Below are 18380 nucleotides of genomic sequence, written 5' to 3' on the forward strand. Positions count from 1 at the left end.
CGTGCGCGTGGTCTCGAGCCCGCTGCTGCGCTGTCGGCAGACGGCGCGCGCGATCCTCGCGAGCCAGGCGGGCTCGCCCGAGGCGCCCGTCGAGCGCGGTCTCACCGAGGCCGACTACGGCGAGTGGCAGGGGCGCGCCCTGAACGAGCTCATGCGCGAGCCGCTGTGGTCGGTGGTGCAGTCGCGGCCTTCGGCGGCGACGTTCCCCGGCGGCGAGTCGATGATCGCCATGCAGACCCGCGCGCTCGACGCGGTGCGCCGCCACGACGACGCGGTCGAGGCCGCGTTCGGCCCCGGGGCGGTGTGGGCGGCGGTCTCGCACGCCGACATCATCAAGTCGGTGCTCATCGAGGCGCGGGGCCTGCCGTTGGACCGGTTCCAGCGGGTGGCCGTGGCGCCGGCATCCATCTCGGTCATCCGCTACGCCGCAGGCGGCGCGCAGGTGCTCGCGTCGAACACGAACGCCGACGATCTCGCCCGCGTGCTGAACGAGGCAGAGCGATGACGGATGCCTCGGCCGACGTTCCCGGCGGCGAGCTGCGGCTCCTCGCCCGCATCCCGTCCGCGTCGAACGCGGCGTTCCTCGGCGCGATCGGCGAGACCCGCGTCATCTACAAGCCGAGCGCCGGCGAGAGGCCCCTCTGGGACTTCCCCGACGGCGACCTCGCCCAGCGCGAGCGCGCGGCCTACCTCGTCTCGGAGGCGCTGGGGTGGCGCATCGTGCCGCCGACGGTCGTGCGCGACGGGCCGCTCGGCGAAGGCATGGTGCAGCTCTGGCGAGACCCGGCCGAGGTGCCGCGCGCCGTCGAGCTGGTCGCGCCGATCGCCGCCGCCGGAACGGGGCGGCGGCGGGTCTTCGACGTGATCGGCGACCCCGATTTCCCGGTCGCGATCGCACACGAGGACTCCCCCGCGCTGCGCCGCATCGCGATCTTCGACGTGATCGTCAACAACGCCGACCGCAAGGGCGGCCACATCCTCGAGATGGCCGACGGGCACCGCCACGGCGTCGACCACGGGCTCACCTTCCACATCGACGACAAGCTGCGCACGGTGCTCTGGGGCTGGGCGGGCGATGAGCTGGCGGATGCCGAGCTCGACGGCGTCTCCCGCGTGCGGGCGGCCCTGTCTGCCGAGCTCGGCGCCGCCCTCGCCGAGCTGCTCAGCCCCTACGAGCTCGAGATGCTCGACCTGCGCTGCGAGCTGCTGCTCGCCGAGGCGCGCTTCCCTGCCCCGACCGGCAGCTGGCACGTCGTGCCCTGGCCGCTGATCTGACGCGGTCGGGCGGCCCGCCTCGTCTCACCCGTCGCTTGTGGCCGCGAGCAGCGGCACGACGATCTCGCTGATGGGCGTCGGGATGCCCCGGGCCCTGCCCTTCCGCGCGATGACGCCGTTGCGGATGTCCCATTCGAGCGGCCGGCCGGCCTCCCGGTCGGCGAGGATCGAGGTGCCGAGATCGGCCGGCATCGCACGGAACCCGTCGAGGATCTCCTGCGGCACCTCGTCGCCGAGCCGGGCGCCCTCTGCTCGCGCGATGGCGAGGCACTCGCGCAGATAGGCGAGCGTGAGAGCGCCGACGTCGGCACGGCGGTACATGCCCGCACGGCGGCCGGTGAGCGCCATCAGCCCAGCGGCGGCGTTCTGCAGCAGCTTCCGCCAGGCCAGCGAGGTGAAGTCGGCGGCGAGCTCGATGGAGCACAGGCTGCCGTGCAGCGCCTCGCCGATCGGGCGCGCGGCCGGCAGGTCGGGCAGCGTGAGCCGCGCCTCCGCCCGCAGCCACACCGAACCGTCGGGCTGCGCCTGCGCGGGGAACCACACCACGGAGGGGACGACGGCCCGGGCGGCAACGCGCGCGCTGACGATCTCCTCCTGCTCCACGCCGTTCTGCAGCACGCAGACGACCGTGTCGGGCCCGCAGAGCGACGTGAGCCACGGGGCGGCGGCGGGCACCTGCGTCGCCTTCACGGCGAGGAAGACGAGGTCGAGCGGGCCGTCGACGCTCGCCGGGTCTGTTCGCACGGGCCCGGGCACCGCGATGCGGCCCGTCGGGCCGTCGAGCTCGAGCCCCTCGCGCGGGGTGCGGCCGCAGAGCAGCGGAGTGCGCCCGGTCTCGTGCAGCGCGGCGGCCACGGTGGTGCCGATGGCGCCCGGGCCGACGACGGCGATGCGCGGGCTCACAGACATCCGCTCGCCCTGCTTCTCGTAACTGAACTCACGTCGTCTAGATCACCACACGAATGCGAGCCGATCGCACTCGCGCGCAGAGAACTGGCACTCAAGGCCCGAGAGTGCTAATTTGGATCTCGGTCGGCCGGTCCGGGAGTTCGGGTCGACCAGCCGTCTGACGGGCCGAGTCCAGCTCGTGAGCAGCAGACGCCGCCACCGCCGCCGCGGTGCAGGGCGATCTGGCATCCGATGCGGACCGACCCGGGCTCCGGGCCGGCACCACAGCCGCTTGTCGAAGCCTGCCGCCAGTGAAGGAGGATGCGTGACGGCCCTCGCTCCCAACACCTCTCGGATGCCCCGCCCGAGCTCTCGGTTCCAGGGGCCGCCGATTCCCGTGCGCAGCCTGCCCGCCGAGCTCCTCGATGTCGACCTCGACGTGGTCCACCCCGCCGACGACCCCGACTTCGGCCCGAGCGATGACCTGCTGCTGCGGTGCAGCGCGGTGCTCGGCGGCATCATCGCCCTCGCACTGCTGGCCGGCGAGATCGTGACCTATCTATTCTGAGCTCGGCTCTGGGCGCGGGCGGCTCCGGCGGCGACGCGCATCGCGTCATCACGGCGGCGCTGCGCGAACGCACCGCGCACCGACAACGCGAAAGCTAGGCGCCGAGCGCGCGCGTCGCATTGGCGAGCTCACCCATGACGCGGCGGGCGACCTCGGCGAACGGCCGCGTGTTGCCCGGCTCGCCCCACTCGCTCGTCGACCGGGTGAACCCGAGCAGGGCGAGCTCGCCGGCCGCCGCCGCAACGACGTCTCCGACGCCGCGAGCGTGCAGCGCCGATGCGATGCCATCGGCGATGGCGCGCTGCTTCAGCAATTCCCTCTCGTGCAGGTGCGGGCTCGACGCGATCACTGCCGTGCGCTTCGGCGCAAGCTCGCGAAAGTCGTCGGTGAACCACACGTCGCCGAGACCAGCAAGCGCCGCCTCGACCGCGGCGAGTGGGGGCAGCTCACTCGGCGCTTCGCGAACACCGTCCGCGAAGCGTGCCGCCAATGCGTCCTGACCGCCGGAGAGGACGTCGCTCTTGTCTCGGAAGTAGCGGAAGAACCCGCTCCGAGCCAGGCCCGCGGCGGCAGCGATCTCGTCAACCGTCGTCGCATCGAAGCCCCTCTCGGCGAACAGTCTGATCGCAGCACGCTCCAGTCGACCGCGCGCATCAGGCTCCCAACGAGGCATGAGGCCAGCCTAGTCATAGGACCATGTCTCATGGCGGAGTATGGTGACAGGACATTGTCCTATCACTGAGGAGAGTCATGAGCGACACCGATCGCCCTCGCATCTTGAACATCGGGCTGCATCCCGACCTCGTCACCGAGCTCGAAGCAGCCCGCGAGAGGTTCCCGGCCGTCGACGCCGCGGAGGTCCGTCGCGGCCTCGAGGCCTCGCGCGCCGCCGTCGACGAACTGGGGCTGGAGTTCGACAGCTTCCTCGTCACGCACGGGATGCAGGTCGAGCGAGAACTCCGCCAGACGCTCCGCAGCCGCCAGTACGCGCTCATCGTGATCGGCGGCGGCGTGTGGCTGAACCCCGCGATGACGCAGCTGTTCGAGGTGCTCATCAACACCGTGATGAGCACCTCCCCGACCTCGACGCTCTGCTTCAACACCGGCCCCGATACAACGATCGACGCCGTCCGTCGCTGGTGGCCGGAGCCGGCGAAGCTGCCCGCGATCTAGCGCTTCCGTTCGGCCTGTTCAGCTGACCTGGCTGGTCGGCATCACGATGACCTCCTGCAGGTTGACGTGCGCCGGCAGCGCGACGAGGAAGCCGACGAGCTCAGCGATGTCCTCGCCGCGCAGATCCACCCCTGCCTCCGTCGACGCGGCCATGTGCGCGCGCACCGCGTCGTGGGTGACGTGCTCGATGAGCTCGGTGGCGACACCGCCCGGCGCGATCGACGCGACGCGCACGCCCTTCGGGCCGAGCTCCATCCGCAGGTGCGTGCTCAGGTGCGAGACGAAGGCCTTGGTCGCGGAGTACACGGCGAACTCGGGGAACAGGTTGTGCGCCGCGATCGACGAGGTGGTGATCAGATCGGCCGGATGCCCCGCGGCCGCCGTCTCGACGAGCTGGTCGACGAATGCGCCGATGGTCGCGACCGCGCCGGTCACATTGACGGCGATCTGCGCGGCCCACTCGGCCTCGCGGTGGTCGAGGATCGGGTTGGGCAGCATGATGCCCGCGTTGTTGAAGACGATGGCGGCGTTGCCGAGCTCGGCCTTGACGCGCGCCGCGGCGGCCTTCACCGCGTCGGCGTCCGCGACGTCCACGGCGAGCGCGAGAGCGGTGCCGCCCCCGGCGCGGACGTCCGCGACGATCGTGTCGAGTCGCTCGGCGCGGCGCGCGAGCAGGGCGACGGATGCCCCGCGGGCCACCAGCAGCCGGGCGGTCTGCTCGCCCATTCCCGAGGAGGCGCCGGTCACGACGGCGACACGGCCGGAGAGATCAGTGGCGAGAGCCATGAAGAGTCCTTTCAGAGAGGTCGGCGGGCGGGAATGCGCCCGCTCTCCACTTCAGCAGCGGGTTCGCGCGCAGACCACGCTTTCGCGGGCAGCCGTGTTCCTGGTACCGGCCGTACGCGTCAGACCCGGGCGGTGCTCACCCGAGCGGCGCACACTGGAGGCATGACGATGCCGAGCGGGCTGCGCGAGTTCCTCACTTCTCGACGCGCCGCCATCGATCCGGCATCCGTCGGCCTGCCGCGCTCCGCCGCTCCACGACGGAAACCCGGGCTGCGCCGCGAGGAGCTCGCGGCGCTCGCCGGGGTGAGCGTGGACTACATCGCGAAGCTCGAGCAGGGGCGCGTCGGCCAGGTCTCCGACCAGGTGCTCGACGCGATCTCGGATGCCCTGCGCCTCGACGAGCTCGAACGGCGCCACCTGCGCGCGCTCGCCGCGCCGAAGCCCCTCAGGCAGGCGGCGGCGCGCTCTCGGCCGCGGCTGGTCGCTCGGCCGAGCCTGCGGGCGCTCGTCGACAGCTCGCCGGGCCCCGCGATGATCCAGGGGCCGCGCATGGAGATCCTCGCGAGCAACACCGCGATGCGCGTGGTGCTCACCGATTGGGACGCCATGCCGGCGGCCGAGCGGAACATCGCCAGATGGCTGTTCCTCGCGCCCGAGGCGCGCAGCCGCTACGTCGAGTGGGAGTCCGTCGCGGCGACCACGGTGGCATCCCTGCGTGCGAGCCATGACCCACGCTCCCCCGACCCCGAGCTGGAACGCCTCGTCGGCGAACTCTCGCTGGCATCCCCCGAGTTCGCGACGTTCTGGGCCGACTACCGCCTGTTCAAGCACACGCACGGCACGAAGAAGTTCTTCCACGAGGCCGTCGGTGAGTTCACGCTCGCATACGACACCCTCGACATCCCCGACTCGGGCGGCCAGACGCTGTGCGTCTACACGGCGGCGCCCGGGTCGCCCTCCGAAGAGAAGCTGACGCTGCTGCTGAGCTGGGCGACGAGCACCACGACCGCCGCAGCCGCCGAGACGCAGGATTCGCCGATCTGAGACGATTGTCGGCGTGAGCGAGCTGAGCCTGCGACGGGTCGAGTACTTCGTCGCGGTCGCCGATGAGTTGAACTTCGGCCGCGCCGCCGAGCGGCTGCACGTCACGCAGCCCGTGCTCAGCCGGCAGATCGCGCTGCTCGAGCAGGAGCTCGCCGTGCAGCTCTTCGAGCGCTCGACGCGGGGCACCGCCCTCACCGCGGCGGGCGCCGCCCTGCTGCCCGACGCTCAGGCGATGCTGCAGTCCGCCGCCGCGGTCCAGCGGCGCGCTCGGCAGGCCGCGCGCGGAACGGACCGCCTGATCGTCGGGGTGATGCCCGGGCTCATCGCGACGCCGATTCTGCAAGGCCTGCGGGCGTCCTTCCCCGACCTCGAGGTCGACACCGTGCGCACGAGTTGGGACGACCAGGCCGCGACGATCCTCGACGGCCGCGTCGACCTCGGCCTCGTGCGGCTGCCCATCGACCCACGCGGGCTCACGGTCGAGCCGCTGTTCGCGGAGCGGCGGCTGGCGATGCTGCCCCGCTCGCATCCGCTCGCGGAGCGCGCGAGCGTCGACATCGACGAACTCGCTGAGCTGAAGCTGCTGCAGTCGCCGGATGCCGTGCCCGAGTGGCGCGACGCCAGACGGCGACGCGGGTTGCCGATAGTGGCGGATGCCTCGTACCCGCATGCCGTCGAGGTGAAGCTCGAGCAGGTCGCGCTGGGGCTCGGGGTCTCGGTCTTGCCGGCGTCGACCGCGCGGTTCTACTCGCGCACCGATCTCGTCGCGCTCGAGGTGCCCGGCCTCGGCCCGAGCGAGGTGGGCGCCGCATGGGCGACGCACCATCGCTCGCCGGCGCTGACGCGCGCGGTCGAACTCGCTCATGCCCTGCGGGCATCACTCACGACGGAAAGGGTCTTGGACGGGGAATCCGCCTCTCGCTGACGCTTGAGACATGACAGTTTCAGCCTCCTCCCGCATCGTCCTCATCGGCGCCACCAGCGGCATCGGGCTCGCCGTGGCGCGCCGCGCCGCGGAATCCGGCGCCCACGTGACCATCGCCTCCCGGCGGCCGGAGTCCATCGAGCGCGCACTCGGTGAGCTGCCCGCCGGAGTCGTCGGCCGCGCCGTCGACGCGAGTTCCAGTGCGGCGGTCGCCGACTTCTTCGACGAGATCGGCGAGTTCGACCACTTCGCCTACACGGCGGCCGAGAATCTCACCGGGCTTCCGCTCTCGGAGTACTCGGTCGAGAGCGCGCAGAACTTCTTCGCGCTCCGGCTGTTCCACGCGCTCGATGCCGTTCGCCTGGCGGTGCCGCATCTCACGCCCGGCGGGTCGATCACCCTGATGAGCGGTACCGCGGCGTTCAAGGGCGGCACCGGCTGGACGCTCGGCACCGCCGTCTCCGGCGCCGTCGCGTCGGCGATGCGCAGCCTCGCCGTCGAGCTCGCACCGCTGCGCGTGAATGCGGTCGCGCCCGGCGTCGTCCGCTCGCCGCTGTGGTCGCAGCTGAGTGAGAGCGATCGTGAGCAGATGTATGCCGGCCTGGCGGAGTCTCTGCCGCTCGGGCGGGTCGGCGAGCCCGACGACGTGGCGAAGGCATTCCTCGCGCTCATGGATCAGGACTACGTCACCGGCACGGTCGCGGTCGTCGACGGCGGAACGCTCGTCGGCTGAGTCGCGAGTCGCGGCGGCGGTCGCGTGCCGATTCGCCTGAAGACCGGATTCCCGTCAGAATGCAGGCAAGACGCCCTCAGCGCGGGAATCGGAGGACCCCATGGCAGACGACGCCGGCACGAACGCACAGCGTCCCGATGGAGCCCCCGAGCGCCGAGGCGCCCGCGACGCACCGCGCATCGAGCAGGTGCTCGAGTCGTTCCTCTTCAGCAGCCGATGGCTGCTGGCGCCGCTCTACGTGGGCCTGGTCGTGGCACTGGTGGTGGTCCTCATCAAGTTCGTCCAGGAGCTGTGGCACCTCCTGTCGCACCTGCCCGAAGAGACCGGAACCGACGTGATGCTCGGCATCCTCGGGCTTCTCGATCTCGCGCTTCTGTCCAACCTGGTCTTCATCGTGATCCTGGCGGGCTACGAGAACTTCGTCTCCCGGATCTCCGCCGCGCACGAGAACGAGGACCGCCCCCGCTGGATGGGCCACATCGACTTCTCCGGTCTCAAGATGAAGCTCATCGGCTCGATCGTGGCGATCTCTGCCATCGGACTGCTGCGGGACTTCACCGACATCGGGAAGTCGAGCGCGCTCGACGACACCGAGCTGACGTGGCGGGTGGTGTTGCACATCACCTTCCTCCTCTCCGGCATCGGGTTCGCTTTCGCCGATTGGCTGGCCGAGAAGCGCCAGGCGCTGACTCTCGTCACCCACTCGGAGGACTGAGGCTCTCGCCCTGCCGACGCCGCGGCGGAGGTGCCGCGCTCAGGCCGGGTCGGCTACGACGATCTTCCCGATCGCGCCGCCGGACTCCACGATGCGATGAGCTTCGCGAAGGCTTGCCGCGTTGAGCGGCGCGAGCGTCTGCGTCAGGGTCGTGCGGATCCGGCCCGCGTCGACGAGCTGAGCGAGTTGCTCGAGGGCACCGTGCTGCGCGCTCAGGTCCCAGTTGTAGCGGGCGCGCGCGAACATGAACTCCCAGTGCCACGAGATGGCCTTGTCCTTCAACGCGATGAGGTCCAGATCGCGCTCGTCGTCGATAGCGACGATGTGGCCGAATGGCCGGACGACTTTCGTGAACAACGGGATGCGCCCCTTGCTCTGCGCGGTGAACACGTAGTCGACACCGCCCGGCGCGGCCGCGAGCACCTGGCGGTCGAGATCGGGAGCGCGATGATCGACGATCACATCCGCGCCGAGCCCCTCGACCCAGGTGCGAGTCTCGGTTCGGGATGCCGTCGCGATCACGCGCACGTCGGTCAGCGCCTTGACGAGCTGGATCAGGATCGACCCGACGCCGCCGGCCGCGCCGAGCACGAGCATCGTCCCGGTCGAGTCCGCGCCAAGACGGAGCTTGTCGAAGAGAGCCTCCCACGCCGTGAGCGCGGTCAACGGCAGTGCAGCGGCCTCGGCGAATCCGAGACTCGTCGGCTTGTGGCCGACGATCCGCTCATCGACGAGTTGCCGGCGAGCGTATGAACCCGGCCGGTCGAGGCTTCCGGCGTAGTAGACCTCGTCACCCGAGCGGAAGCGCGTCACCTCGTCCCCCACTGCGACGACCGTGCCTGCGGCATCCCAGCCCAGCACTCGGTCCTTGTGCGCGCGATTGCCTGAGGCGCGGATCTTGACGTCGACCGGGTTCACCGAGACGGCCTTCACGTCCACCAGGACGTCATGCCCCGTAGGCAGCCCTGGCGCCGGAAGCGAGACGTCGACGAGGCTCTCCGGACCGTCGATCGATCCGCCTGCTCGAGACACCACGGCCGCGACGGCACCCGTGTCGATGATGTGATTCGTGGTCATTCGGACCGCCTTTCTGCTCTGGCATCCGCCCCGCGGCGCAGCCGCTCACGACACTAACCAGCAGAATGTGCTTACCCGCAAGGTGACCTACTATCCGATGGATAGTGCTCCTGCGCCCGCTCCGTCGTCGTCGCGTGCCGCGACCGTGCGGGCGTGCTCGTAGTGGGAATCCGCCCACTGGCGAAGGGCGAAGACCGGTCCGAGCGCGCTGTAGCCGACATCGGTGAGCTCGTACTCGACATGCAGAGGCACCGCGGGCAGCACGGTCCGATCGATGAGCCCGAACGCCTCCAGCCGACGCAGCGTGGCGGTGAGAACTTTGGGGGAAACGCCCGCGAGCCGCCGCTGCAGCTCGCCGAAGCGCACCGGCCCGTCGGCCAGCGCGCCGATCGCGAGAGCCGCCCACTTGTTCGCCACGACATCGAGCAGATCGCGGCACGGGCAGTCGGCCGAGTACACGTCGCCTCGCGTCTTCCTCGTCGGCTCGACAGCCGAGCCCTCATACGCCGTCATCGCACAACCTCCGCCCGGGAACCGCCGCTATTGGTTCCCGATGGATAGTAGAACGAGGCGGGCGCGACCTTGGCACCCTTCGGCGGTTCACGCGTGTCGGGAACGCGAGCCGGGACGCCCCGGCACCGAGGAGCGCCCGAGGCGCAGCGGCTGCACGTCCGGTCACATCGCGGTTGACTACGTAGTCATTCGATCCTATGGTGACACGAGACCCCCGCAAAGGAGCGCAAGTATGCCGTCCAATGGAGTGCGCCGCGTGTCGATGATGGACATCGCGCGGCACGCCGGCGTGTCGCAGAAGACGGTGTCGCGCGTCGTGAACGACGAGCCGAACGTCTCTCAGACGGCGCGTGAGGCCGTCCGCCAGGCGATCGCCGAACTCGGATTCCGGCCGAATGCAGCCGCCCGCGCGCTGGTGACGCGACGGAGCCGGCGGATCGGCATGGTGACCGTGACCACGACTGCGTTCGGGCCGGCGTCGATCCTCGAGGGCGTCGAGCGTGCGGCCCGGTCCGCGGGCTATGCGCTCAGCATCGCGCGCACGGTCGGCGAAGACCTCGATGACTATCACGCGGCCATCGAGCGACTCGTCGACGAGGGGGCCGAGGCGATCGTCTTGTCGGAGCCGTTCGACCTCGGTCATCCCGAGCTGCCGATCCCCGACGGCCTTCCTCTGCTCAGCTTCGACGCGCCGGACGCGAGATATCGTCGCGATGAGCTCGTGGTCGGCGCCGACGAGGTGATGGGCGCACGCAGCGCGACCGAGCATCTGCTGGCGCTCGGGCATCCTCGCGTGCACCACATCGCCGGCCCGCCGACCTGGGCTGCAACCGGGCGGCGCATTCGCGGCTGGCGCGCGGCGCTCGACGATGCCGGCGTCGACGCCCCGAGCATCACGTCCGGGGATTGGTCTCCCGCGGCGGGCTACGAAGCCATGCGCGAGCTGCTGCGCCGGGAGGCGGTGACCGCGGTCTTCGTCGCGAACGATTCGATGGCGATCGGCGCCATGCGCGCGGTCCAGGATGCCGGGCTCTCCGTCCCCCGAGACGTCAGCATCGCAGGATTCGACGACACCCCCGAGGCCGCCTATCTCGCCGTGCCGCTGACAACGGTCAGGCAGGACTTCGCAGAGGTCACCCGGCTCGCTATGCACCGCCTGTTCCGCACGATCGATGGCCACCCACCGACCGAGCGACACCGCCATATCCCCACCCAACTCGTCGTGAGGGAGTCGACCGCCGCTCCTGCGTGACGCGCGCGATCGTCGGTGTGCGCTCTTCGACGTGCGCTCTCCGCCCCGCGAATTGACTACGTAGTCACCCACCCGATCCAGACAAGGAAGTCCGATGACAGCACCACCCACCCCTCCCCTCGGCGCCACGCGACGCCAGTTCCTGCGCTGGTCCGCAGCGTCCGCTGCCGCGCTCTCGGTGCCGGGCCTGCTCGCCGCCTGCGCGGGATCGGGCGATGTCCGCACTCTGCGATCCGGCCGGGTCACCCTCGACTTCTGGACGCACGACGACGGTTATGTTCAGTTCTTCACGGACTCGATCGGCGTCGCCGACGCGGCCACGCGCTACCGCTACCGGCTGGACGTCACCAAGATCGGTGCCGCCGACCTGGTGACCAAGCTGCTTGCCCAGGCGGTGGCCGAGGCGGGAACGCCCGACGTGGCCGGCTTCGAGATCGGTAATTTCGCGCGAATGCTGCGCGGTGACATCACCGAGGAGCTTCTGGTCGACCTCTCGGCGATCCGCGACCGCTTCGGCGACGACCTCATCCAGGCGCGAGTGGCTCCGTTCAGCAAGAACGGCAAACTGTACGCGCTCGACTCGGATTCCCCCCTTGTCGTGCAGTACTACCGCGAGGACCTGTTCCGGCGGGACGGCCTCGCGCTCGAGACCCCTGAGACCTGGAGCGCGTTCCTCGACGACGCCGAGAAGGTCGCACGCAAGCGCGGAACCAAGTTCGGCGCGGTCGGCGTCGGCAGCGACTTGGGCCAGGTGCTGCAGGGCTTCCAGATCCCCCTGATGCAGAACGGCGGGAACCTCTTCGATGCCGACGGCCGGTTGGCGATTGAGACGCCGGAAGCGGAGCGTGCGCTCGCCTTCCTGGTGGACGGGATCCGGCGGGGCGTCTTCACCACCGTCACCGACCTCTATGGCGGAAGCATCCAGGCGGCGCTGAAGTCGGGGGAACTCGCCGCGATCGCGATGCCGAGCTGGTACGCCGCCTACGGCATCAAGCCCAATGTGCCCGATCAGTCCGGCAAGTGGCGCATTCGGGCGCTGCCGCGCTTCACGGCAGACGGCAGCCGCACCTCGGTCGGCGGCGGCACCGGATTCGGTGCGCTGCGCGGCAAGCCCAATACCCAGGCCGCGACGCAATTCATCGAGGCGATCTACCTCAGCAAGGAGCAGCAGGTCGCACGCTACAAGGCCCTCGGCTATCTGCCGACGCTGCGAAGCGTCTACAAAGACCCGGAGTTGCTCGGACTCGAGGACACATACTTCGGCGGGCAGCGCCTGTTCCAGGTGTACGCCGATGTCATCGACGAGATCCCGCCGTACTACCAGAGCGCCGACATGAGCATCCTGCAGACGGTGCTGAGCGGGTCGCTGCTGGATGCCTATCGCGGGCGCCGCACCCCATCCGAAGCGCTCTCGGAAGCCGCAGACGCCTTCCACGGCCAGACCCGGGCCGCATGACGGCCACGACCGGAGGAACTCAATGACTATCATCACCGGCGCCGCCGCCGGGCACCGACACCGCGACCCGGCCTCTGGCGGGTGGGCCCCCTATCTGTTCATCGCGCCCTTCTATGTGCTCTACGTGCTGTTCATGATCGTGCCCGTCGTCGCGGCGGTGTACCTGTCGATGACCGAGTGGGTCGGGCTCGGAAGGCCGTCCTTCGTCGGCTTCAAGAACTACGCCGACTTGGTGGCGGACACGAGCTTTCGGACGGCGCTCGGAAACTCCGGCATCTACGTGCTGGTCGCCGTCGTCATCGTGGTCCCCTGTGCGTTGCTGATCGCTCAGGCTCTGAATGCGCGGGGCCTGCGGTTGCGCGACCTGTTCCGCGTGACCTTCTTCGTACCGATGGTCCTCTCGCCCATCGTCATCGCGCTGGTCTACGGCCTCCTCCTCGACACGAACTACGGCATCGTCAATAACGTCCTGCGTGCTCTGTTCGGAGTCGGATCCGTGGATTGGCTCGGCGATCCCGGACTGGCGAAGGTGGTGATCTCGTTCGTGCTGCTCTGGCGCTGGGTGGGCTACCTCAGCATCTTCTTCCTCGCAGCACTGCAGGCGGTCCCCGCGGAACTCTACGAAGCCGCCGAGCTCGACGGGGCCGGGCCGATCCGGTCCTTTGCGACGGTCACCCTGCCCGCGATCAGGCCGGTGAGCTCCTTCGTCGTCGTGACCAGCTTCATCAGCGCAGCGCAGCTGTTCGACGAGCCGTACCTGCTCACTCACGGCGGGCCGGGCGAGGCGACGCTCTCGGTCGCGATGTTCATCTACCGCGCTGCCTTCGAGCGGCAGCAGTTCGGCTACGCCGCAGCCGCCGGCGTCGTGCTCTTCATCATCGTGTTCGCGGTGAGCCAGATCCTGAACCGCGCCCTCGCCATCGGGAGGACCCAGTGACCGCCATCACCTCACGCCGCAACGCATCGCAGCCCGCGCCCCGCATGGGCGGCCGCCGCCGGCGGTCGACAGGGGGAAGCATCGCGCTGTACGCGGCGCTCGTGGCATTGCTCGTCGTCTTCCTGTTCCCGCTGGCGTGGGCGGTCGCGAGTTCTTTCAAGCCTCGCGGCGACATCTTCTCGTCGACCTCACTCATCCCCGTTCCCGCGACGCTCGACAACTACAGCCGCCTGCTGTCCACGCAGCCGTTCTGGGGGTGGTTCGGCATCAGCGTCGCGGTCGCCGTGATCGCCACGGCGGTGTCGGTGTTCGTCTGCGCCCTCGCAGGCTACGCGTTCGCGAAGTTCCGCTTCGCCGGCAAGCGCGTCCTGTTCACCGTCATGTTCTCTTCGCTGAGCATCCCCTTCGCGGTGATCCTCGTTCCGCTGTTCATCCTCGTGGTCAAGAGCCACCTGTCGAACCCATGGTTCGCGCTCATCGTGCCGTGGGTTGCTCCCGCCTTCGGGATCTTCATGATGCAGCAGTACATCGTGCAGTCCGTGCCGGACGAGATCATCGAAGCGGGGCGGATCGACGGGAACACGGAGTTCCAGATCTTCCGTCGCATCGTGTTGCCGTTGCTGCGTCCGTCGCTCGGCGCACTTGCCGTGTGGAGCTTCCTGCAGAGCTACAACTCGTTCATGTGGCCGCTGGTGCTGGTCTCGAACTCCGACCAATACACCCTGCCGGTCGGCCTGAACACGCTCTTCCAGGCCGAGAACCGCGCATTCGACCTCGTGCTCGCGGGCGCCGTGCTCGCGAGCGTCCCCACCGTGCTCGTCTTCCTGCTGCTGCGCAAGCAGCTGCTTGAGGGACTGTCCGCGGGAGCAGTGAAAGGATGACCCCCCACCTCATGACATCGCCGCGCAATCCACGTCGTGCGTTCCCCGCTCTCGGCGAGAGGGTGCTGTTCGGAGCGGCGTACTACGCCGAATATCAGCCGGTCCCGCGTCTCGACGACGACCTCGACCTCATGCAGCGCGCCGGCTTCTCCGTCATCCGCGTCGGAGAATCGGTGTGGTCGACCTGGGAGCCGGATGACGGTGTCTTCGGCCTGGACTGGTTGCAGCCTGTGCTCGACGGCGCCCATCGCCGAGGCATCCACGTGATTCTCGGCACGCCCACGTACGCCGCTCCGATGTGGCTCGCGCGACGCTACCCCGAGATCAACGCGCAGCGCGCGACCGGACAGCCCATGGGCTGGGGCGCCCGACAGGAGATCGACTATGCGCATCCGGCCTTCCTGTTCCACGCCGAACGGCTGATCCGACGCATCTTCGCGCGATACGCGGACCACCCGGCCGTGATCGGCTACCAGGTGGACAACGAGCCCGGCAACGAGATCTTCCACAACCCGCAGGTCTTCCAGCGCTTCGTCGACCACCTGCGGCGCACCTACGGCGACGTCGAGACCCTCAACGCCGAGTGGGGGCTGACGTACTGGTCCCACCGGCTGTCGACGTGGGCCGATCTGTGGACTCCAGACCTGAATGCCCAGCCGCAGTACACGCTCGCGTGGCGCCGATTCCAGGCGGGGCTCACCACGGCTTTCATCGGCTGGCAGGCCGACATCGCGCGGGAATACGCACGCCCGGACCAGTTCGTCACCACGTGCTTCTCGTACGAGCGTCCGACCCTGCAGGACGAAGCGGTCGCCGCGCACCTCGATGTCACGGCGGGCAACGCCTACTACCGGATGCGTGACCGGCTGGCTCTGCCTGCCGGCTCGGCCCGAGGCGAGCAGGGCTGGACGACCGACGGCACCTGGGCGCTGTATGCCACCGCGGACCGCATGTACGGCTCACGACAGGAGCCGTTCCTCATCACCGAAACGGATGCGTCGTCGATCGGCATGTCCTGGCAGAACGAGCCCGCCTATGACGGGCAGTGGCGCCAGGCTGCCTGGGCCCTCGTCTCGCGCGGCGCCACGATGATCGAGTACTGGCACTGGCACAGCCTTCACTACGGGGCAGAGACCTACTGGGGCGGGGTGCTTCCGCACAGCCTGGAGCCGGGGCGGACCTACGAGCAGATCGCGGCGCTCGGCGCCGAGTTCCTCGCTGCCGGCGATGCGGTGGCCGGGCTCGAGCCCGATCACGATGTGACCGTGCTCTGGTCGAACGAATCGAAGTGGGCGCTGAGCGAACACCCGGCGCTCGGCGGGGGCCGGGGGCCCAACGAGCGGACCTTCCAGACGATCGTGGACGCGTACCTGCGCGGCGCCTTCGACGCCGGGCTCTCGTCTCGGATCGTTCACGCCGGGTCGCTTGCCGACGAGGATCCGGCCGAGTTCGCGGAAGCGCACTCTGTGCTCGTCGCCGCAGGGCTGACGATCCTCGACGACGCGACGTTGAGCTGGCTGCGCGACTACGCAGAGGCCGGCGGCCATCTCGTCGTCGGCATCAGGACCGGCTACGAGGATCACGAGGCGCGCGCTCGCACCCAGCGCAAACCTGCGTTGCTCTCGGCAGCGGCCGGCGCGTGGTACGACGAGATCGCGACGATCGACGATCCGGTTCCGGTTCGCGGGGCCGACGGGCTCTCGCTGCCTGACGATGCTGCGGCCGAGTGGTGGATCGACGGCATCCGGCCGACCGGTGCCCAGGTCCTCGCCGGCTACGAGCATCCGCATTTCGGTCGCTTCGCCGCCGTGACGACCCAGCGCGCCGGATCCGGCCGTGTGACCATGGTGGGCACGGTGCCGAACCCTCAGCTGGCGGCCGCCGTGCTGCGCTGGGCGACCTCCGGAAGCGGTCCGATCGACGCGGGCTCAGACTGGCAGGCACAGGCCCCGAGCCAGACGGTGACCGGCGCCCGCAACACCCGGGGCGAGCACTTGCGATTCGTGCACAACTGGTCCTGGACGCCGTCCGCCTTCACCCTGCCGTGCGGCGCGACTGACGTCGTCACAGGCACGTCGTTCCCGGCGGGGGCGACGATCGAGCTGCGCTCATGGGACGTGCGGGTGCTGCGCGAAGACGAGGGCGCCCCGGCGACGGACGAGCGGCACGGTTGACCGTGAAATGGAAGCGAGCGCGGGAGGCACCCGTCTCTCAGCCACGTGACCGCAGCCGGGTGTGCTGATGACCGCCTGAGCACGCGCGAAAGGGCCGGAATTCCGTGGAATTCCGGCCCTTTCGTTGGTCGGGCTGACAAGATTTGAACTTGCGACCCCCTGACCCCCAGGTGGTAGGAGTAGGTCTCATAGCCCGCCTGACCTGGGGTTTTCTGTTTCAGGAGTGCGATCTGCGCGTCACATCTTGCAGGGTTTGCAGGCTGTTGGTCACTTCATTGGTCCACTTCGCGAGGCGCACCAAACCTGCAACTACTGACCTGCGAGCACCGCCACGCGCGAATGAAACTCGTCCACGGAGTGAGCCGTGATGTTGTTCAACTGCCACGCCTCTTGCGCGGCCTCGAAGATGTCAGAACGCCACTGCCGTTCGCGGTCGGAGGTCGGCGGGTCGTAGACGACTTCGATCGGGGCGTCCGCTGGCAGCGTCGCGGTACGTGAACTGCCAAGTTGCAGGTTGGCCCCGTCGGCACGCAGCCGACTCACTAGGTAGTTCCAGGACTGGATTTCACGATCGAGGGGATCAAGCGACGCGACGTTGAACGCCCACACATTGGTCAGAGAGTTGGTCCGCCTATCGGAGCGCAATAGGTCGAAGCTCCCCCGTTGCTTCCCAATCCGCACCTTTGGCTGAACGAACAGGTCGTGGCCGATCACCAGGCCGCCTTCGAACACGAGGGTGTCGCGCACGTCCGCGCGGAGGGATTGCCGTGTCAGGCCCCGACGTCTGCGGGTGGGCTCGCGCTCCACGAGATGTGGGAAGAGCATCTCAACCCCTGCACGTGCCGACTCGACATCGATGGGGGCGGGATCGGAGAACTGGACGGAATTGGCCTGGCGAGAGCGCAGTTGTGCGATCCAGCCGCTGCCGACCGACTGCTCGCCGAACCCTACGCTGCCGTGGTGCTCGATGGTTCGGCGGAACCATGTGATCCAGTTGGTGAGTTCGCGCAGGTCGGAACTGAGGTTGCCGTGGTTTCGGACGTACCGCGGGTCGAAGCCGACAGCCCAGTCGCCGCCGTCTCGGCCGCAGACGAGACCGACGTTGGTGAACTCGCCCCGTGCGATGTTCGGGACGAATCGGATGATCCAGTACTGGTAGCTCACGAGGCACCTCCCTAGGAGTGTCGGCTCTGGTTAGCGGCAGCGCGCAGTCGCTCGGCTACGCCCTCTGTGCGTAGGAACAGTATGGACGCCAGCTCCGACAGTTCCTGCGGTGTGGTCTCCCACTCTAGCGGAACGCTGCTGGCGACAGCCTGGATCATCGCCAGGCTCAGGCCGTCGATCCGGTCTGCCGCTTCACGCAGTCCGCTCGCGGATGCAACGCCCGGGTCCAGGTCGAACTGCCAGGGTGTTGTGGCGATCTTCTTCAAGGCGTCGATCGTCCAGTCGGACTCGCCAGCGAGCCAGAAGCCATGGTCGAACGACCAGATGCTGTAGTCCTCTGTGGTCCGGTGCAGCCACTGCGGATCGACGCCCATGCATAGGTCCCACAGCGCGAGAATGTGAGCCTGTCGACGCCGGTTATCGTCCAGCCGAGAGTATGTGCCCCATTCTTCGGCGACGACTACGTCTTCGACGTTCAGTGAGCCGTGCCCGGTGCCCCCGCGCAAACGATGCCCCTCTGTGTACTCCCAGTTGAAGGCTCCCGGGATCTCGATAAGCACGTTGACAGGAACTGGAGCCTCGATGAGTCGGCCAATGCCGTAGGCGACTGCTTCAGCGACCAGTGTTCGGGAACCTTGCGGGTTGCGCGGCGGCTTGACCCAGTATTGCTGGCCGTCCGAGGCCAATCCGAGGAACGCCGCCGATCCCGAAGTCCCACGCCGTAGCGGCGCGACCAATGCCACCTTTGGTGGTGGGGAGAACTCGGGAAGGGTCACATTCGGAGCATATAGAGGGGCGCTGGCATCTCGTCGTAGGCAT

The 18380-nt window shown here is 69.0% G+C and carries 20 protein-coding genes; 13 read left to right on the forward strand and 7 right to left on the reverse strand.

Annotation, left to right across the window (positions count from 1 at the left end; genetic code table 11):
• Together ACM2XV_RS00310 and ACM2XV_RS00315 are read left to right on the forward strand one after the other, a co-directional pair.
• Positions 1-505 (forward strand): histidine phosphatase family protein (locus ACM2XV_RS00310; RefSeq protein ID WP_487025583.1); only part of this gene is annotated, 505 nt, incomplete at its 5' end.
• Positions 502-1275 carry an SCO1664 family protein gene (locus ACM2XV_RS00315; RefSeq protein ID WP_487025584.1) on the forward strand — a complete coding sequence of 258 codons (774 nt, stop codon included), beginning with the start codon at positions 502-504 and terminating at the stop codon, positions 1273-1275. The genes ACM2XV_RS00310 and ACM2XV_RS00315, both read left to right, overlap by 4 nt.
• 24 nt (positions 1276-1299) lie before the next feature.
• Here ACM2XV_RS00315 and ACM2XV_RS00320 read toward each other — a convergent pair whose 3' ends face one another.
• Positions 1300-2184 (reverse strand): oxidoreductase, encoded by an 885-nt coding sequence (locus tag ACM2XV_RS00320; protein ID WP_487025585.1) that lies wholly within the window; start codon positions 2182-2184, stop codon positions 1300-1302.
• 304 nt (positions 2185-2488) lie between these two features.
• Here ACM2XV_RS00320 and ACM2XV_RS00325 point away from each other — a divergent pair, with 304 nt between their 5' ends.
• The gene (locus tag ACM2XV_RS00325) at positions 2489-2731 is read left to right on the forward strand and encodes a hypothetical protein (protein WP_487025586.1); all 243 of its coding nucleotides are present in this window, start codon (positions 2489-2491) and stop codon (positions 2729-2731) included.
• Between the two features lie 94 nt (positions 2732-2825).
• Here the strand turns inward: ACM2XV_RS00325 and ACM2XV_RS00330 are convergent, their stop codons facing one another.
• Positions 2826-3404, reverse strand: coding sequence for a TetR family transcriptional regulator (locus ACM2XV_RS00330; protein WP_487025587.1), 579 nt, complete (start codon positions 3402-3404; stop codon positions 2826-2828).
• 77 nt (positions 3405-3481) lie between these two features.
• On the opposite strand from ACM2XV_RS00330, the gene ACM2XV_RS00335 reads away from it, so the two are divergent.
• Positions 3482-3904, forward strand: coding sequence for a hypothetical protein (locus ACM2XV_RS00335; RefSeq protein ID WP_487025588.1), 423 nt, complete (start codon positions 3482-3484; stop codon positions 3902-3904).
• 18 nt (positions 3905-3922) lie between these two features.
• Here the strand turns inward: ACM2XV_RS00335 and ACM2XV_RS00340 are convergent, their stop codons facing one another.
• Positions 3923-4690 carry an SDR family oxidoreductase gene (locus ACM2XV_RS00340; protein ID WP_487025589.1) on the reverse strand — a complete coding sequence of 256 codons (768 nt, stop codon included), beginning with the start codon at positions 4688-4690 and terminating at the stop codon, positions 3923-3925.
• Positions 4691-4852: 162 nt separating this feature from the next.
• Here ACM2XV_RS00340 and ACM2XV_RS00345 point away from each other — a divergent pair, with 162 nt between their 5' ends.
• From ACM2XV_RS00345 to ACM2XV_RS00360, 4 genes are all read left to right on the forward strand, one after another.
• Complete coding sequence (locus ACM2XV_RS00345) at positions 4853-5734, forward strand: helix-turn-helix transcriptional regulator (RefSeq protein ID WP_487025590.1); 882 nt, start codon at positions 4853-4855, stop codon at positions 5732-5734.
• A 13-nt stretch (positions 5735-5747) separates the two neighbouring features.
• The gene (locus ACM2XV_RS00350; RefSeq protein ID WP_487025591.1) at positions 5748-6659 is read left to right on the forward strand and encodes a LysR family transcriptional regulator; all 912 of its coding nucleotides are present in this window, start codon (positions 5748-5750) and stop codon (positions 6657-6659) included.
• A gap of 10 nt (positions 6660-6669) precedes the next feature.
• Positions 6670-7392 (forward strand): SDR family oxidoreductase, encoded by a 723-nt coding sequence (locus tag ACM2XV_RS00355; RefSeq protein WP_487025592.1) that lies wholly within the window; start codon positions 6670-6672, stop codon positions 7390-7392.
• Between the two features lie 100 nt (positions 7393-7492).
• Positions 7493-8107 carry a TIGR00645 family protein gene (locus ACM2XV_RS00360; protein WP_487025593.1) on the forward strand — a complete coding sequence of 205 codons (615 nt, stop codon included), beginning with the start codon at positions 7493-7495 and terminating at the stop codon, positions 8105-8107.
• Positions 8108-8146: 39 nt separating this feature from the next.
• Here the strand turns inward: ACM2XV_RS00360 and ACM2XV_RS00365 are convergent, their stop codons facing one another.
• Together ACM2XV_RS00365 and ACM2XV_RS00370 are read right to left on the reverse strand one after the other, a co-directional pair.
• Positions 8147-9184 (reverse strand): zinc-binding alcohol dehydrogenase family protein, encoded by a 1038-nt coding sequence (locus ACM2XV_RS00365; protein WP_344778346.1) that lies wholly within the window; start codon positions 9182-9184, stop codon positions 8147-8149.
• A gap of 90 nt (positions 9185-9274) precedes the next feature.
• Positions 9275-9697 (reverse strand): winged helix-turn-helix transcriptional regulator, encoded by a 423-nt coding sequence (locus ACM2XV_RS00370; protein WP_487025594.1) that lies wholly within the window; start codon positions 9695-9697, stop codon positions 9275-9277.
• 232 nt (positions 9698-9929) lie between these two features.
• Between ACM2XV_RS00370 and ACM2XV_RS00375 the strand changes: the two genes are divergently transcribed.
• From ACM2XV_RS00375 to ACM2XV_RS00395, 5 genes are all read left to right on the forward strand, one after another.
• Entirely contained in the window at positions 9930-10949 is a 1020-nt protein-coding gene (locus tag ACM2XV_RS00375) for a LacI family DNA-binding transcriptional regulator (protein ID WP_487025595.1), read from the forward strand.
• A 94-nt stretch (positions 10950-11043) separates the two neighbouring features.
• A complete protein-coding gene (locus ACM2XV_RS00380; protein WP_487025596.1) occupies positions 11044-12405 on the forward strand; it encodes an ABC transporter substrate-binding protein in 1362 nt (453 codons plus the stop codon).
• Between the two features lie 22 nt (positions 12406-12427).
• On the forward strand, positions 12428-13342 hold the full coding sequence (locus ACM2XV_RS00385; RefSeq protein WP_487025597.1) for a carbohydrate ABC transporter permease: 915 nt from the start codon (positions 12428-12430) through the stop codon (positions 13340-13342).
• A complete protein-coding gene (locus ACM2XV_RS00390) occupies positions 13339-14223 on the forward strand; it encodes a carbohydrate ABC transporter permease (RefSeq protein WP_487025598.1) in 885 nt (294 codons plus the stop codon). The genes ACM2XV_RS00385 and ACM2XV_RS00390 overlap by 4 nt, the downstream gene beginning before the upstream one ends.
• Entirely contained in the window at positions 14220-16397 is a 2178-nt protein-coding gene (locus tag ACM2XV_RS00395; RefSeq protein WP_487025599.1) for a beta-galactosidase, read from the forward strand. The genes ACM2XV_RS00390 and ACM2XV_RS00395 overlap by 4 nt, the downstream gene beginning before the upstream one ends.
• A 309-nt stretch (positions 16398-16706) precedes the next feature.
• Here the strand turns inward: ACM2XV_RS00395 and ACM2XV_RS00400 are convergent, their stop codons facing one another.
• The gene (locus tag ACM2XV_RS00400) at positions 16707-17561 is read right to left on the reverse strand and encodes a DUF3037 domain-containing protein (RefSeq protein ID WP_487025600.1); all 855 of its coding nucleotides are present in this window, start codon (positions 17559-17561) and stop codon (positions 16707-16709) included.
• Positions 17562-17572: 11 nt separating this feature from the next.
• Positions 17573-18337 carry a hypothetical protein gene (locus tag ACM2XV_RS00405; protein ID WP_487025601.1) on the reverse strand — a complete coding sequence of 255 codons (765 nt, stop codon included), beginning with the start codon at positions 18335-18337 and terminating at the stop codon, positions 17573-17575.
• Between the last annotated feature and the right edge of the window lie 43 nt (positions 18338-18380).

This window comes from Gryllotalpicola sp. CP2-P1 (assembly GCF_057512245.1).